This is a genomic window from Duganella levis, assembly GCF_009857605.1.
GTDB lineage: Bacteria > Pseudomonadota > Gammaproteobacteria > Burkholderiales > Burkholderiaceae_D > Rugamonas > Rugamonas levis.
The window spans coordinates 35,618-50,171 of the sequence record NZ_WWCT01000007.1 but is presented as its reverse complement, the minus strand read 5'-3'; the positions used below and the strand labels follow the sequence as shown (position 1 = coordinate 50,171).

Genomic DNA, 14,554 nt, shown 5'->3' with positions numbered 1-14,554 from the left:
TTTGCGTCCGCCTCTTCCCGCCTCACCATCTCCCTCAACAACTTCGCCGGATCCTGCAATGTGCTTTGCAACGGCAGTGGCTGGCTCCAAGACGTTCTCTCAGCCGTTGTGCGCGCCAGTCGAAACCTATCCTTTGGACCATATCTTGCTTTTTCCAACCGCTTTTCCCGACGAAATTTACACCTCCTACCTCGGTAGAATCGCCCGCTGCAATGGTCTCAGCGCAAACGAAATTAAAGATTTTTTGAGTTCAAAAGCATTCCACGATTCGCTGCCAATTCCTTCGGCGTCGGCAAGCTCGTTGACAGCGTTGGCGATGTACACAGAGAAGCCAATTATCGAATTCGTTAGAGAACACACCTTTCTTCCATACCGACAGGGCATCGTAAGCAATGAGCTTGGATTGGTCCACGGCGAATTAATTTCACGGCACGAGATAACCTTACTTTTCAATCTCAAGACCACGGGCATCGAATCCCGTTTCTGCACATTTTGCATCGAAACCGACTTAGCAAAGTACGGGATGGCCTACTGGCGACGCTTGCACCAGCTTCCGGGAATGTACATGTGCCCCAAGCACAATTTAGCTCTACGTTATGTGAGTACGATGGGGTCTTTAATCCACTCGCCCGCAGCACTTGCGTCACGCAGTTTGTGCTACACGCCTAGCTTACTCAAAGCTGCAGCCAACCCTAATGTACAAAATTTTTTGGCTTTATCCGCAGTTCTTTTGGGAACGTCAAGAAGTACCTCAAAAAACTTGATATGGAAGACATTTCGACCGATAGCGGATGAACACGGATACAACATGTACGACGACATCGGACTGCGACACAAAATTGGCGAGGAGGTTGTCCGAGCCTTCCCGGCAACATGGTTGAATACCATAGTTCCAGGTCCATACTCGAAAGGAGGAAAAAAACTGCTGCAACTTATTGATGAAACGCTGCGTCGCTCGCCGCGAAATGTGCCTGCATCCGCTTACATGTTAGCAGCGTGTATCCTACCTGGGGCATTGGAAAAGCTTATGGATCTGGTCACAGCCATCGGCGATCGAAGGCAGCTATTCCCAAATCCTTTCGTTTGGCCGTCAACTCTGGTTCGTCGCCAAGCGAATCCGTTCAAAAGTAGTCAGCTGAAGTAGGCTATTTACTTATGCGCCGATACGCTCAAATTCCACCCAAGCAGCGAGGAACAGGTGCTCATTAGGGTAGAGCCGACTCTCTGCGTTGAGATAGCGCGACACGTAGTTATGTGCAATGTGTAGGGTCGGGAACATCGCTCCGAATTCCGGCGCATCGTTGAACGTCGGCATGAAATGCTCGAAGCGCCTGGATATTGCTCCCACCTTGGAGTGATGATATCCGCGCAGCTTACTCGTACCTGTTACCAAACCAGAGCTGTCTGCGAACGTATAAAAGCGCTTACGAATATCTTCCATCGGGTCCAAGCCAGCCTCAAACTGAGTTGTGATGGATACGACGAACTCAGCTAGGCAACGAAACTTCTGGAATCTTCCGGGGTCTCGCAAGTGTCCCGGCATTTCCGAAAGATCTGCCACGTTAGGTGTCACTAGATGAAATCTGTCGGATGCCGCCGGCAAAGCGGTCGTGCGAAAAAGCGGTTGATCATGTTTAAGGCAGACCCATACGCCTGGGTACTGATGTTCCAACCGCCAATATGGCATTCCAGTCGTCGTCCGGTCTTCCTCTACACAAGCACGGCATCCCTTAAGCGGATACAGCATCAAGTATCTACCGGTATGCAGCCCCAAAGGAAACTTCAACATATCCACGCCACCGAATTTTCCAGGATGTACGAGACGCCTCTCACGCTGCCTTAGAAATGGGCGGTAATAGCGCAAAATCGTACGCTCTTTGAGTATTTTATCTATGGGGCCCAACGCGCCTTCTGTTCGTTCCATCAAACAGTCCATCTCTGTTCTTCCGTCCTTCAGTCCTCGTTCCTTCGCCATGCCAAAAAAATGGTTGATGGTTGCCACAGCCTTCTTACGGCCGCTAATCGAATGCTCACGAGCGATAAGGCTGTAAAGGCTTTCCCCTGGAAACCAATCTAAGAGGAGGCCAGGCATAGGAGGTAATTTGGTTGCCATTTTCACATTCACTTTCCCGTAACAACGGTTCTCAACTATTTTTCGCAGTTCTCAACTATTTTTCGGAGTTCTTAACTATTTTTCAAAGGAATAGAAAAGCCGGGGACCATCCCCGGCTTTTTTTATTTTTAAAAATAGCTTGCTATTGAATAGTTCGCGATATATATTAAGCACATGGGCAGCGCAGTACAGCCCGGCAAGACTGAAAATAATAGTTCACTACTTAATAGTTACCTAAATAAATGGAGCCTATCATGAGCAACAATACCCAAGACCAAGTTAGCCTGTCCCGTCGTTCCGCAATGTTCAGTGGCGCAGGCGCCGCAGTAGCCGCTGTTGCCGTGCCGCTGGCCGCGATGGCCGGCGGTAGTGCAGAAGCCGCTCCAGTCGCAGCGGGCAAAGGTCCTGTGAGCAAAACCGCCAGCACCATCACCACCCGCGACGGCGTCGAGATCTATTACAAAGACTGGGGCCCACGCAACGGCCAGCCAGTCGTGCTGAGCCACGGCTGGCCGCTGAATGCGGACAGCTGGGAGTCGGCAGCGTTCTTCCTGGCCAATAACGGTTTCCGCGTGATTACCCATGACCGCCGCGGCCACGGCCGTTCCAGCCAGCCTTGGGACGGCAACGACATGGACCACTACGCCGACGACCTGGCGCAAGTGATCGAAGCGCTGAACCTGAACAACATCATCCTGGCCGGCTTTTCGACCGGCGGCGGCGAAGTGGCGCGGTATGTCGGCCGTCACGGCACCAAACGCATCGCCAAGCTGGGCCTGATCTCGGCGGTGCCGCCGCTGATGCTGAAAACCGCCGACAATCCGGACGGCACGCCGCTGGAAGTGTTTGACGGCATCCGCGCCGCCTCGATCAAGGATCGCGGCCAGCTGTACCTGGACCTGGCGTCCGGCCCGTTCTACAACTACAACCGTCCTGGCGCCAAACCGTCGCAAGGCATCATCCAGGCCTGGTATGCACAGGGTATGCAAGGCGGCTTCAAGAACACCTACGATTCGATCAAAGCCTTCTCGGAAACCGACTTCCGCGAAGACCTGAAAAAGTTCGACAAGCCGACGCTGATCATCCACGGTGAAGACGACCAGATCGTGCCGATCAAAGCCGCCGGCATCGCTTCGGCCAAGATCGTGAAACACGCCAAGCTGATCACCTACCCAGGCGCGCCACACGGTTTGACCGACACGCACAAAGAGAAGTTCAACAACGACTTCCTGGCCTTCGCCAAATCGTAATCGTAAGTAAAAACCCCCGCGAACAACGCGGGGAGTTTTTATGCCAGGCGGGCGCGCAAGAAGTCGACCGTGCGCTGCCAGGCCAGCTTGGCGGCGGCCTCGTCGTAGCGTGGCGTGGTGTCGTTGTTGAAGCCGTGCTCAACGCCGGGATAGACGTGGTACTCGTAGTGCACGCCGGCTTCCTTCAAGGCTTTTTCGTAGGCTGGCCAGCCGGCGCGGATGCGTTCGTCCTTGCCGGCATCGTGGATCAGCAGATGGGCCTTGATGCGCGCCGCATCTTCCGCCTTCGGCTGGGCGCCGTAGAACGGCACGGCCGCCAGCAGATCCGGCAGCTGTGTCGCCAGATAGTTGGCGATGCCGCCGCCGTAGCAGAAGCCCACCACGCCCAGCTTGCCGTTGCCCTCCGGCTGCTGTTGCAGCCAACGCGCGGCGGCGACGAAATCGGCACGCGTCTTCGGCTGGTCCAGCTTGCCGAACAAATCGCGCGCCTTGTCCTCGTCGCCCGGATAGCCGCCCAGCGGGGACAGCGCGTCCGGCGCAAAGGCGATAAACCCGTCCAGCGCCAGGCGGCGCGCGATGTCTTCGATGTGCGGATTCAGGCCGCGGTTCTCGTGCACCACCAGCACTGTCGGCAGCTTGCCCTTGGCGCCGGCAGGCGACACCAGATAACCACGCACCTTGCCATTGCCCTGCGGCGAAGGCAGCTCGACATAGCGGGCGGTGATGCGCTTGTCGTCCGGCGTGACCAGCGGCGCCGCAAAGCTCGGGCTCAGCGTGGCCAGCAGACCGGCCGCCGTCGTGCCGCCCACCGCATAACGGGTGGCGGACGACAGGAAACCACGGCGGCTGATGCCGCCGTGTACGTACTGGTCGAACAGCTTGAGGACTTCCGGATCAAAATCGGCGGCGGTCTTGCGGGTCATGTCTCGGCTCCATTTAATAATAAAGTGAGACCAGTGTAGCTTACAGACTCGTTTCCGGCCGCGCGGTGCAGCAGCCGGCTAGCGGCATTTTTCGATGGTGGTGGCGGTGGGTGTATCGCCGCGGCGGCGGACGGAGGCGGTAGACAGCACGCGCAGGATGGTCTCCCTCGGCATATCATGCGCCTCCAGAAACGCCCAGGCCGTAGCCGCGCCACTCAGCGCATCGATGACGACCGCCTGCTCGACAGCCTCGGAAAACCGTTGATTGGTACGAGATTGCATAGTTCTCACCTTGAGGAATTGCTCACGGGGTTAGGTGAGAACTTGACGGCAGGCCAGCTGCGCGATATTGAGGCGCAGTGACCAATGAAGAGATGTAAGTATATCAATTTTATGACAGGCGCTGATGGATACTGTCAATTGGAAACGCACCTGTGATAGCTAAGCTGCTCCAGCCACACTGGCTTGGCCGGAGCTGATGCTGCGCTTAAGAACGCCGACATTCTTTAAAATGCCTCTCTTGACACTCATGCGCCATCTTTTGTGCTTCCGCAATCTGATCTGCGGTCATTCGTTTGCTTAAGAGATCGCGATTATTTCTTGCCCGTTCGATACCCATTGCAGCAGCAAGATTGAACCACATATGGGCGGTTACATCATCCTGCTTCACCCCTTGGCCATTCAAGTAAGCCATGCCTAGATTGAATTGGGGGTCTGCATAGCCCTGTTCCGCCGACAAAGTAAACAACCTGACTGCCTGCGCATAATCCTGCGTCACGCCATACCCGAAGTAGTACATCACCCCGAGGTTGAATTGGGCTGGAGCATCTCCCTGCGCGGCGGCCAGACGGAGCCACTTGTATGCTTGCATTTCGTCCCGCCGGTTACCCGGCAGGCTTCGATACATCCAGCCCAAATAGGATTGCGCGCTGGCATCACCCTTAGTGGCAAGTGGTAAAACCAAGGCTATGCCCTTATCGTAGTCGCCGCGAAGAAAGGCAGCATTACCTTCCTCAACTGGATCGGCCCAAACGGTGCCAGTGCTCAACCATGCAGCCATTGCGATACCTAGTATTCGTTTCATTGCTATTCCACGCAGCGTCGGGTTAGAAAATTTTTAGGTACTGATGAAATAACTATTTCACAACAACTGAATCACCACAAGTCATCGTGTGGGCGATTACCCATTTACTTCCTTGAGCATCATAGCTGTTGCCCGTAATATGAATATTCACTACGGCATTGGCTCCTGATTTTTTTGCACTGTCTCTAAGTAATTGAAACATTCCTTCGATTGAGAACGCACCATTACCGTCATAATCATTCCAGGCACAGACAATTCCAAACGTCTTCTCCGTGTGATAGCCCGCTACTTCCGGAAGCGTCGTCAGCATGATTTCTGTCAACGGTGGATTGACTGATTTGGAGGCTTCCTGTTTGTTGCATCCAGCCAGCACGATGAAACATAAAATGGCAGCGTATAATTTTTTCATATTTTAAACTTTGATTGATATAGTTAAGAAAATTTATTTTTATTTTTTGATATGGAGAGTAATACAAAAATTTGCGAAATGAAACTGGCTAGATAAAATAAAATTCCTGCCGGAATAACAAAATAGCTGATTTCGCCGGCGGCGAGCAGGCTTTTTAACTGCGCTGGATTCAGGCTATTGATTGTATTTTGGTAAACCGGAATATCATTTTGCGCCACCATAGGCCCCCAGGTTTCATAGAGACTGCGCAAACTGCCCATGGACGTTTCTCCCACGCCGAAGTTGGAAAGCGTAGCCCAAAATGCGTCCAAATTTGCCCCCTCTATTCCAGGAACATTGAAAGCAGTCTGTACATTGAACCATTGCATACCTTCGATTGTTACCTGAAGGCCAAATATAAGACATCCCGTTACAACGATCATTGCAACAATCTGCAAGCGGTTTGCGATATCCTTCCGTATTTTATCGGAGAATATGTTGGCAACTAAAAGTGCTATGGTGATGGCGTAAATATAAATGGCGGTACTAGAGCCACCGGCTACGCCATACGCTTCCCCAAGAGACGATTTTACAAGGGGCTCCCACGTTCCCAAAGCCAGTAGAACTGGAGCGAGAATGCCTGCGTAAAGCGGAGTATTAACATTTTCTAGAATCTTTTTCATTTTTATGTTCCGTCAGTCTTGTGCGATGGCTTCCAATTGACGTTTGGCGTTTGCCAGCAGGATGGTGTAATCAGCGACGCCTGGCGATGTCTCCAGCGCCGGTACCCGGGCATAGGCCACGATTTTTGAACCATTGCGGTAAGGGAAAATCTCAATGGTGAAATAGATCTTTTTATCGCCGAATGGAATGGCAAAACGATTCTTGAAGATCTTGCCCGACACCTCATCGGCTTCACCGGCGCGCATATTGACTGGACTGGCCAAACGCATAAAGTTACCGTTGACCGACTCGGTCGGGTAGCTGGAGTTGACTTCGAACTTGTAAGCCAAACCATTGTCGAGCAGGTGATTGCGCAGATCGGCGTCGGTGAAATCTGGCACCGCGTATTTGCCGATCAGGCCTTGCTGATACGTGCCGCGGTCCAGTGGCGTTAATTGCACCGAATAGCCGCCGTCCTTGCTGTCGGTCAGCTGGTAACGCACCGTATATTTCACGCCAGAACCGGTAGTGCCATTGCTGACGCGAGCATGGACCACGAAGTCACGCCCGTTGTTTTGTTCGTTCAAGATCGAATAGGACATCTCGAAGCCATTGCGCGTCGCGCGTGTCCAACGATCCTGCACACCGAGGTCACGGATCAAGCCGTGAGCAGTGCTCCTTACGATGCCCGGATCGCCGGGCACGATAATCGTCAGCGGCGCGGCGTCGACCGGCGTTTTCTCGACATCGGTACTGAGTATCGAGGCGTGGGCGCCACCGGCGGCACCTGCCGCCAGGCACAACAACAATGAAGAGATTTGCCGCAGGATGCGGCGACGTGGGTATGGATGCATGGTTATTATGCTTTCGTAGGAAAGAATCAGAGATGGAACAAGACGTATGGTAAAGAATCAGCGCGGGCGCTGGCAGCGGAAAGCGAGACAGCGGGATGTCGAATATTCGACAACGCTGGAGGGTGCCAGCGGAGGTCGTCGCGGAATGCGCCGGCAAAGTCGAGCGGGTACGGCAGGCTGAAAATCATTCAGTGTCAGGAAAGCTACCAAGTTGCTATTTTTCAATATTACAATAAATGATTGCATTTGAGAAATTTAATTTGCTTTCTGCCTACGCGAACCTATCTTGCATCGCACCCGATGGCGCGATAGTGTGAGCGTCGCGATGGCCGCCTGGCGGCGGCAGTTGGTTGTGCTACTCAGGCTGCCGCGCGCTGCTGCCAGCGCAGGATCTCCAGCGCCCGCGCCGTGGCGGCTGCAGTGAGTCCCTGGCCATCACCGCAGAGGACGGTGTGCAGGGCAAACCGTGACTCGCCCAGCGCCTCCGCTGCGGCAGTGTTGTCGAGTATCACAAACGCTGCAGCGGTACTGCGTGGCTTGCCGAACCAGTCGGCGATTTCCCGTCCCCGATGAGTCAGGCGTCCGCCGTCCGTGCGCCACATGGTGTGCAGGTTGTTGGCGACAAAAGGCAGTCCGGCGCGGTGCAGAAGGTCCATCATCTGGTCCTTGGTCAGGCGGCTTGCGAGGCGGCTGGTGATGACGTAGCGCGGCTCCACCTCATCGTGCAGCCGGCGCAAGCTGTTGCGCATGGCCGCCGGCGCCAGCGTGGCCCACAGTTCGCGCATCGGACCGCCATGCACGCCGATGCGCAGCCGGTACAGCGACGGTATCCAGTGCAGGAAATTGATCTGTTCCGTGACCAGTACCTGCTCCAGTTCGAGGAATACCAGCGGGACTGCCATATGGTTGCGTTGGTTCGACACATTGTTCTCCTTGTTGTGCGTAGCGTGACGTGGTGTTTCAGTCCGCCATCGATGCCGGGCCATCAGTTGTTGATGAACGATTGCAGCATGTAGACGCCCGGCCGCGCATCGTTGAGCGACAGCGTCCAGTACGCGCCGCTATCGGTGATGGTCGGCGGGTTGCAATTCCACTGCGTGCCGCGCGGCGCCAGGTAGCAGACCGGCATGTTCTGCACGCTGCTAAACCGGCTTTTCGGCAGGGTGAAGAACACGCTGGCGCTATTGGGCGTGAAGTTGGCGGTCAGCTCAAAGGCATCCACTGCGTAACCGCCGGCTTGCGCCACCGGCACGCTGTTGTGGTTCCAGTAGCTGCTCCACACCAGGTCGGGGAGCTGGGTGCGTGGGTCGACCGGCACGCCGGTGTAGACCGGCGGCTTGGCCTGGAAGCGGGATACCGGTGAGACGCAGGCCACCGACTGGCGGCCGAACAGCGGCAGCAGCCGCACGCCCATGTTCATGGCGGGATCGGCGCTGCCGCTGTTGACATACTGACCGCTGGCGCCGCGATAGTCGGTGAGCGTGACGCTCAGGTCGATGCTGCCGTTGGCGACGTTGGTGTTGCCATCGGCGGAGATGAGGGCGTTGCTGTTGTAGCTGAGATTGCCGTTGGTGCTGTGGTATGGATGGCTCCAGCTCCAGTCGATGCCCGGCGTCGGCGCATCGATGCCGCAGTATTCCATGAGTGGTTTGTATTGGGTGGCGTCGGCGGAGGCCGGCAGCGATGGCTCGCCGGCGAGCTTGTCGAGCGCGCCGCCGCAGCCGCTCAGCGAGAGCGTGGCGATGGACAGGGGCAGCAGGGTGATGTGGATCAGGCGGGTGCGGGTCGATGGCATGGGGGATTCCTTTCAGTGTCGGTAGGCGGTGATGTGTTACAGCACTTGTTGCAGCTTGCTGATGCGGGCGGCGTCGAATTTGAGTTCGTTGCAGTCGGCCGGCCAGGCGTCGCCTTCACTTTGCGAACGGCGGGCGAAGTCGATGGCGGCATGCGGGTTGTAGCCGGCGTCTTTCATCAGGCGCACGGCGAAGATGTCGGCCTCGCTCTGGTTGGCGTTGCGGCGGGCACGCACGGCGCCCACCTTGGCGTCGCCGATAATGCCGCTCAGGCCGAACGTCAGGCCTTTCAGGACGCCGTTGACGGCGGCGCCGGCGAAGAGCGCGGTATGCAGTTTGCCGCTGCCTTCGCCGCTGGTGAAGTACACCGAGCGCGCCAGGATGAAGGCTTGTTCGTCTTGGTTGGCGGCCAGCTGGCTCCACGAGATCGGCGTCAGCTCGATCGGGCTGCTGGTGAACATGGCCTCTTTGATAGTGCTGGTGCTGTCGCTCAAGATGATGCTGCGGCAGGCGTTGAGCGGCAGGGTGTCGACCGCGCGGCCGTCGGCCAGCACCAGATGGATGGGCGTGTTGTCGTTGACCGCCGCCACTTCGGCGCGCAGGGCCTGGAACTGCTCGGTGATCTGCTTGCCGTTGATGGAGACCACTTGCGCGCCGTCGTACGGGCGCATGGCGGCGGTGTGCGCCTGCAGCACCGGCTGGTCTTCCGCCCCCAGCACTGCGTACAGTGCCCCGCGCAGTTCCTGGTCCTTGATCGCCTTGTTATTGAACAGCAGCGAGAACGGCGCGCGGTATTGCGGATCGCCGTCGGCGCAGGCGCCGGCCGACAGCTGGTACACCAGCTGGTTGTATTGGCGCTGACTGTTGACCATGGCGCGCGCCTGGTTCAGTTTGACTTCGGAAACGACGGCTTGGCGGTTCAGGCCGCCGGAGCTGGCGCAGCCGCTCAGAATGGCAAGGGTCAGCAGGGCGATGGCGAGGCGGCGGATCATCATTTCGGGCTCCTTTTCGATGACGCGGAGTGCGTCAACTCATGGGCTCTATTGTGAAAAAATCCGCCGCTGGAGACACGCGAGCTTTCGACGCCGCCCTTGTCTAATTTTCGACAGGGGCCAGGTCGGCGCTGGTGCCGATGTGCTTGTGCAGTACCCCAAAACGGTCATTGGCTTCTTGCGCGAGACGGCCGATAGTCCTTTCGTACACCGCCGCGTCGAGGGTCTCGGTCCTGCGCTCCGCCAGTACCTGGCGGATGGCCGGATGGTCGCGATCCAGCGTATAACTGCCCGCGCCCAGCAGCGGCAGCGGCAGATGGCGCTGCAGCAGCGTGCGCAGGTCGTTGAGCCAGTCTGGCTCGGCCATGCCGCTGATGGCCACACTGACGCGATGGCGCAGTTGGACGACCAGGTCGCGTCCTGAGCCGTGTTCGCCGGCATCCAGGTCGATGCCGGTGACGGCCAGCGACAGCCGGATGCGCTGAAGATGCGCTTGCTGGCAAAAGCCGTCCAGCATCAATCGGCATGGCAGTTCAAACGCGGTTTCCCGCAGCTGCAGTCGGGCGGCCTCAGGCTTGCCTTCGAGCTCCTGCATGAATTGCCGATAGGTGTTCACCCGGACGTCCCACAGCAGCGGGTAGGGCATCATCCCTGTACCTGGCAGTCGTGATGCAGGAAGAAGTAGCCAAAGCTCAGTTGCGCCTTCAGCATCAGCGGCAGCAGGCAGTGACGGTAGGCCGGGTAGTCAGTATCGTCGCGTTCGCACCATGCCAGGAAGTCACGCACCTCGGCGTCGTCGCGGCGGATGTGCCATGTCCCGAGTCCCATTTTGCGCAGCGGGAAATAGCGCGCGAAGAAGGCCGCCGGGCTGGCGTCCCATTCCGCCACGCTGGCGCCGGTCATGGCGAGACTGGGCGCCAGCGTGATCTTCAGCGAGATGTCGCCACGCTCCTCGGGCTCGCCCGCCGGCTCCTCGTTCAGTCCAAACGCTTCGAGGGTGACGGCGCCATAGCGCACCCTGACTTCCGTGAGTGCCGGCAAGCCGGCAAACGCGGCCAGGATGTCGCCGCAGACGGCCTCGAAGGCCGCCTCGCGGAAGTGGGTGACGGCTTGCGTCATGGCGTCAACGGCGGCAACCTTGCTCAGGGCTGCGGCCCGTTGGGCGGGGAAGTAGTTGGGGAGTATCACGGCGTTCCTTGGTGGTTGCTGAGTTTCGTTATGGTGCCGCATGGCGCGCCATCATGTGGTCGAAAACTCGACAGGAAAACCGTGCATGGTCACCACTTGGCCGGTAGCGTCCTCAGCAAGGTAATCTGCTTGTTCTCATGGCGCAGGTATTCACCTTTGACGAGTTCCTTGAACAGCTTGGACACCATGTCGCGGGAGGTGCCGATGCGCTCGCCGATGGCCTGCTGGCTCAGCGGCTCGGGAATCACCCGCACGCCGTCATGCGGTACCGCCAGTTCGTTTAACAACGCCACCAGGCGCTGGTAGGCGCTGTCCAGCGCCAGTCGGCGCGTGTAGGTGGTGGTATTGCGGCTGCGCTGGATCAGCGTGCGGATCAGCTCCAGCGCGAAGGCCGGATCCTCGGTCACGCGCTGGCGCAGCACCTCGACCGGCACCACCGCGCATTGCACTGCGGTCAGCGCCGTGACCGAAGCGCTGCGAGGCTGGCCGTCCAGTGCCATCTCACCGAGAATGGTGCCGGGGCCGTAGCTGCCGAACAGGAATTCCTTGCCATCCAGGTCCGACGTGAATACCTTTACCTGGCCCGATAGGATGATGTAGATGGCGTTGCCGTCGTCGCCCTCGCTGATGAAGCGCGTGCGCCGCGCGTAGTGGCGCCGCACGCCGCCGTCAGCCAAGGCACGCAGCGCGTCCGAGATGGTGTCCGTCATGGTTCTGTCCCTAAAAAATGGCGGGCCTCAGTCCGCGCCGGTGATAATAAAGGGCGCCCAGTAAAAGGGATGCGCCTGTTTGTTCTTGATGCTCAGCTTGGCCTGGCGCAACGCTGCCGCCTTGCCGCGCCCCTTGCCCAGATTGTCGTAAAAGGCGGCCATGGTATCGCGCGTCTCGACGCTGGCCACACGCCACAACGAGGTGACGGTGCTCTGTGCGCCGGCCACTTCCAGCGCCTGGCGCAGGCTTTCGATGCTCTCGCCGATGCGCGGCGAGCCGACGCCGGTTTCGCAGGCCGACAACACCGCCAGCTCGGTGCCGTGCAGATCCAGTTGGCGCAGCTGCGCGGTCAGCAGCAATCCTTCGCCGTGGCCGTCGCCGCCGACGCCCCGATTGGCGCCCGCCAGCGCAATACCGCTGCTGGTGCCGCTGTTGAAGGTGGCCTGGGTATAGGCCTGGCCATCGCGCCCCTTGCCATTGACCAGTTCTGTCCCGGCCTCTTCCAGGAAAAAGCCGTGGCTGGCGATATGCAGATAGCGCGGGCCGTGGCTGGCCTGCAGCCGCTCGGCGGTGGCCTGTTCGCCGCTGAGCAGTTCGACCACAGTACCGTTGCGGCTCAGCGCAGTGGCTACCGCGCGGCCCTCGTCCAGCGTTTCCGGCAAGGCGGCAAAACGCATCGAGCGCAGGGCCGGCGCCAGCGCGGTGCGCGCGGCGCCGGCCGCTGGCAGCGCGGTGTCGAAGCCGGGACTGGCCATGACCAACGCGCGGCCATCGTGGCTGCCAGCGGCACGCTCGCGCAGCAGCACGCGGGCCGAGCTCAGGTAGCGCCATTCGGTGCTGTCGATCAGGTAGTGTCCATTGGCGTCCGCCAGGGCTTCCACCGGCAGCAGGCCCAGCGCGCCATCGAGGACGGCCAGATACGCGCCCGCCGGCAGCTGCTTGCCGAACAGCGGTTGCAGCAGTTGCTGGTACAGCTGGCGCGCGGCGGCCGGGATGGGTGGACGCGCGCCGGGCGTCGGCGGGGCGCTCAGGTCGGCGCGCAGCACGGTGACCTGGCGGTCGATCTCGGTCACCTCGCCCAGGTCGGCGAACTTGAGGTCTTTGGCGCCGATTAGCACCCCGAGGTAGCGGGGCGAGGAAAATTCCTGGCGGGTAAAGTCGAATGGCGTATAGGCCGACACCGACCATAGGCCGGCTGTTTGCAACTGCCGCCTCAGTGCCGTGATGAAATCGGCGCCCTGTCCCAGCTCGGCGATGCGCAGCTGTGGCCCGATCCGTGCCAGCAGCTTTACACTGAGTTCGCCACGCTCCTTGACCGCTCCGGGCTGGTGGTCCTGCAGCTCATTCAAGCGCTCCCACAAACGGTGTACGTCGGCGTCTGGCGACAGCGCGACCGCCTGCACGCGTTCAGCCAGTAGTTCGCTGTGCAGGGATTTGCTTTGCAGGAGCAAGCCGATCACCTCGGCCATGTCTTTGCCGGCAGGGAGCGGCTGCCTCAGCTGCAGCGACAGCGCAAGAGCGAGCAATTCGCGGCGGACGCGCATGCTGGCGCCCAGCGCTTCCGGCATCGTGTTTTTCTGCATGGCTTGCAACCGATCGGCATTCAGTTGCAGGGCTTGATTGAGTGCCTCGGTCGCCAGGTCATCGCGTCCGCTGGCCGCCAGCAAGGTTGCCATCCGCGCATATTCCAGTTCCAGCTTGCGGTTGGCACTGCCGGCCTGGCGCAGCGCAGCGGGTATGCGCGTCAGCGCCGCTTCCACATGCTTGCGGAAGCGGCGCTGATAGAGGTCGGCCACATCCTTGCTGCGGCCGGTACGCCAATAGAGTTCGGCCAGGCCGAGCAATGGATCGTGCTGCTCCAGCATCTCTTTGGCGATCACCGGCTCGCTGGTGTCCATCACCACCTGGCCGCTGGCGTCGCTGATGCTGAGCGTATCGTTCAGCGCAACCGCCATCTCCCGCGTCGCTCCGAACACGCCCGCCAGCCCCGCCAGCATTCCCTGCGGTCCCGTGCCAGCCGCCGTTCCGCCGTCGATCGCCAGCAACAGCTGCTGTTCGGCGGTGGCCCAGTCGCGCTGCTCCAGCGCGAGTTGGCCATAGCGGCTGTGGATGTCATTCTCGATGCCGGCGATCATCGACGGCGAAGCCAGTAGCTCCCGGTAAATGGCGCTGGCGGGTTCCGGTTGCTGGATCAGGCCATACAGGCGCGCCAGCTCCAGTTTGGGCTGCAGCAGGCCGGCCGGCGCAACGCGTCGGGCGAGTTCCGGCACGGCGTCCAACTGGATCTGCAGTAGCTCGATCGCGCGCGCATAGTTTTTGGCGCCAGCCTGCGCCTGTGCCGCCATCCCGGCCGATTGCTGCAGATTGCTGTTGTTGCGGTTCAGGACATTCAGCAGCGAGTCGCGCGCCGTCAGGTCGTCTTTCACCAGCGCTTCGGCGATCGCTGCCGCGCCGGGATAATCGTGCATCGACATCAGTTTCGCGTACTCTTCAAGCTTAGTAACGCGGGGATTAAAAGCGCCGGCAGCCTTGCCGGCGGCTTTTTGCATCCATTCGAGCTGGGCGTGAGCCGGTGCAGATGCCAGCATGCCTAGC

General features: G+C 59.1%; 16 protein-coding genes. 2 read left to right on the top strand and 14 right to left on the bottom strand.

The genetic code is table 11. The annotated features are described in order from the left end of the window. Positions 1-58: 58 nt before the first annotated feature. Entirely contained in the window at positions 59-1,144 is a 1,086-nt protein-coding gene (locus tag GTP69_RS11040) for a TniQ family protein (RefSeq protein ID WP_161054952.1), read from the top strand. 9 nt (positions 1,145-1,153) lie between these two features. Here the strand turns inward: GTP69_RS11040 and GTP69_RS11035 are convergent, their stop codons facing one another. Continuing rightward, positions 1,154-2,113 carry a TniQ family protein gene (locus tag GTP69_RS11035; RefSeq protein WP_229260907.1) on the bottom strand — a complete coding sequence of 320 codons (960 nt, stop codon included), beginning with the start codon at positions 2,111-2,113 and terminating at the stop codon, positions 1,154-1,156. A gap of 254 nt (positions 2,114-2,367) precedes the next feature. Between GTP69_RS11035 and GTP69_RS11030 the strand changes: the two genes are divergently transcribed. Next, on the top strand, positions 2,368-3,363 hold the full coding sequence (locus GTP69_RS11030) for an alpha/beta fold hydrolase (protein ID WP_161054950.1): 996 nt from the start codon (positions 2,368-2,370) through the stop codon (positions 3,361-3,363). A 38-nt stretch (positions 3,364-3,401) separates the two neighbouring features. Here the strand turns inward: GTP69_RS11030 and GTP69_RS11025 are convergent, their stop codons facing one another. From GTP69_RS11025 to GTP69_RS10965, 13 genes are all read right to left on the bottom strand, one after another. Next, the gene (locus tag GTP69_RS11025; RefSeq protein WP_161054949.1) at positions 3,402-4,286 is read right to left on the bottom strand and encodes a dienelactone hydrolase family protein; all 885 of its coding nucleotides are present in this window, start codon (positions 4,284-4,286) and stop codon (positions 3,402-3,404) included. A 78-nt stretch (positions 4,287-4,364) separates the two neighbouring features. Continuing rightward, the gene (locus GTP69_RS11020) at positions 4,365-4,568 is read right to left on the bottom strand and encodes a hypothetical protein (RefSeq protein ID WP_161054948.1); all 204 of its coding nucleotides are present in this window, start codon (positions 4,566-4,568) and stop codon (positions 4,365-4,367) included. A 205-nt stretch (positions 4,569-4,773) separates the two neighbouring features. Then, a complete protein-coding gene (locus GTP69_RS11015) occupies positions 4,774-5,370 on the bottom strand; it encodes a tetratricopeptide repeat protein (RefSeq protein ID WP_161054947.1) in 597 nt (198 codons plus the stop codon). A gap of 52 nt (positions 5,371-5,422) precedes the next feature. Then, on the bottom strand, positions 5,423-5,779 hold the full coding sequence (locus GTP69_RS11010; protein WP_161054946.1) for a hypothetical protein: 357 nt from the start codon (positions 5,777-5,779) through the stop codon (positions 5,423-5,425). 23 nt (positions 5,780-5,802) lie between these two features. Further along, positions 5,803-6,441 (bottom strand): hypothetical protein, encoded by a 639-nt coding sequence (locus tag GTP69_RS11005; protein WP_161054945.1) that lies wholly within the window; start codon positions 6,439-6,441, stop codon positions 5,803-5,805. Positions 6,442-6,453: 12 nt separating this feature from the next. Next, entirely contained in the window at positions 6,454-7,275 is an 822-nt protein-coding gene (locus GTP69_RS11000; RefSeq protein ID WP_161054944.1) for a hypothetical protein, read from the bottom strand. A gap of 359 nt (positions 7,276-7,634) precedes the next feature. Beyond that, positions 7,635-8,198, bottom strand: coding sequence for an HAD domain-containing protein (locus tag GTP69_RS10995; protein ID WP_161054943.1), 564 nt, complete (start codon positions 8,196-8,198; stop codon positions 7,635-7,637). A gap of 62 nt (positions 8,199-8,260) precedes the next feature. Next, positions 8,261-9,070, bottom strand: a complete 810-nt coding sequence (locus GTP69_RS10990; protein ID WP_161054942.1) for a hypothetical protein — start codon at positions 9,068-9,070, stop codon at positions 8,261-8,263. 36 nt (positions 9,071-9,106) lie between these two features. Beyond that, entirely contained in the window at positions 9,107-10,063 is a 957-nt protein-coding gene (locus tag GTP69_RS10985; RefSeq protein WP_161054941.1) for a M48 family metalloprotease, read from the bottom strand. 100 nt (positions 10,064-10,163) lie between these two features. Further along, positions 10,164-10,709 (bottom strand): hypothetical protein, encoded by a 546-nt coding sequence (locus GTP69_RS10980; protein ID WP_161054940.1) that lies wholly within the window; start codon positions 10,707-10,709, stop codon positions 10,164-10,166. Continuing rightward, positions 10,706-11,248 carry a hypothetical protein gene (locus GTP69_RS10975; RefSeq protein WP_161054939.1) on the bottom strand — a complete coding sequence of 181 codons (543 nt, stop codon included), beginning with the start codon at positions 11,246-11,248 and terminating at the stop codon, positions 10,706-10,708. Before GTP69_RS10975 ends, GTP69_RS10980 begins: the two co-directional genes overlap by 4 nt. Before the next feature lie 89 nt (positions 11,249-11,337). Beyond that, positions 11,338-11,958, bottom strand: coding sequence for a Crp/Fnr family transcriptional regulator (locus GTP69_RS10970; protein WP_161054938.1), 621 nt, complete (start codon positions 11,956-11,958; stop codon positions 11,338-11,340). A gap of 27 nt (positions 11,959-11,985) precedes the next feature. Next, positions 11,986-14,547 (bottom strand): CHAT domain-containing protein, encoded by a 2,562-nt coding sequence (locus GTP69_RS10965; RefSeq protein WP_161054937.1) that lies wholly within the window; start codon positions 14,545-14,547, stop codon positions 11,986-11,988. Between the last annotated feature and the right edge of the window lie 7 nt (positions 14,548-14,554).

Bases quoted from the DNA above. Each gene is read 5' to 3' on its own strand.
- GTP69_RS11025 (WP_161054949.1), bottom strand. From the start codon at position 4,286: ATGACCCGCAAGACCGCCGCCGATTTTGATCCGGAAGTCCTCAAGCTG.
- GTP69_RS10990 (WP_161054942.1), bottom strand. From the start codon at position 9,070: ATGCCATCGACCCGCACCCGCCTGATCCACATCACCCTGCTGCCCCTG.
- GTP69_RS10985 (WP_161054941.1), bottom strand. From the start codon at position 10,063: ATGATGATCCGCCGCCTCGCCATCGCCCTGCTGACCCTTGCCATTCTG.
- GTP69_RS11020 (WP_161054948.1), bottom strand. From the start codon at position 4,568: ATGCAATCTCGTACCAATCAACGGTTTTCCGAGGCTGTCGAGCAGGCG.
- GTP69_RS11040 (WP_161054952.1), top strand. From the start codon at position 59: ATGTGCTTTGCAACGGCAGTGGCTGGCTCCAAGACGTTCTCTCAGCCG.
- GTP69_RS10980 (WP_161054940.1), bottom strand. From the start codon at position 10,709: ATGATGCCCTACCCGCTGCTGTGGGACGTCCGGGTGAACACCTATCGG.
- GTP69_RS11000 (WP_161054944.1), bottom strand. From the start codon at position 7,275: ATGCATCCATACCCACGTCGCCGCATCCTGCGGCAAATCTCTTCATTG.
- GTP69_RS10970 (WP_161054938.1), bottom strand. From the start codon at position 11,958: ATGACGGACACCATCTCGGACGCGCTGCGTGCCTTGGCTGACGGCGGC.
- GTP69_RS11010 (WP_161054946.1), bottom strand. From the start codon at position 5,779: ATGAAAAAATTATACGCTGCCATTTTATGTTTCATCGTGCTGGCTGGA.
- GTP69_RS11030 (WP_161054950.1), top strand. From the start codon at position 2,368: ATGAGCAACAATACCCAAGACCAAGTTAGCCTGTCCCGTCGTTCCGCA.
- GTP69_RS10965 (WP_161054937.1), bottom strand. From the start codon at position 14,547: ATGCTGGCATCTGCACCGGCTCACGCCCAGCTCGAATGGATGCAAAAA.
- GTP69_RS11005 (WP_161054945.1), bottom strand. From the start codon at position 6,441: ATGAAAAAGATTCTAGAAAATGTTAATACTCCGCTTTACGCAGGCATT.
- GTP69_RS11035 (WP_229260907.1), bottom strand. From the start codon at position 2,113: ATGGCAACCAAATTACCTCCTATGCCTGGCCTCCTCTTAGATTGGTTT.
- GTP69_RS11015 (WP_161054947.1), bottom strand. From the start codon at position 5,370: ATGAAACGAATACTAGGTATCGCAATGGCTGCATGGTTGAGCACTGGC.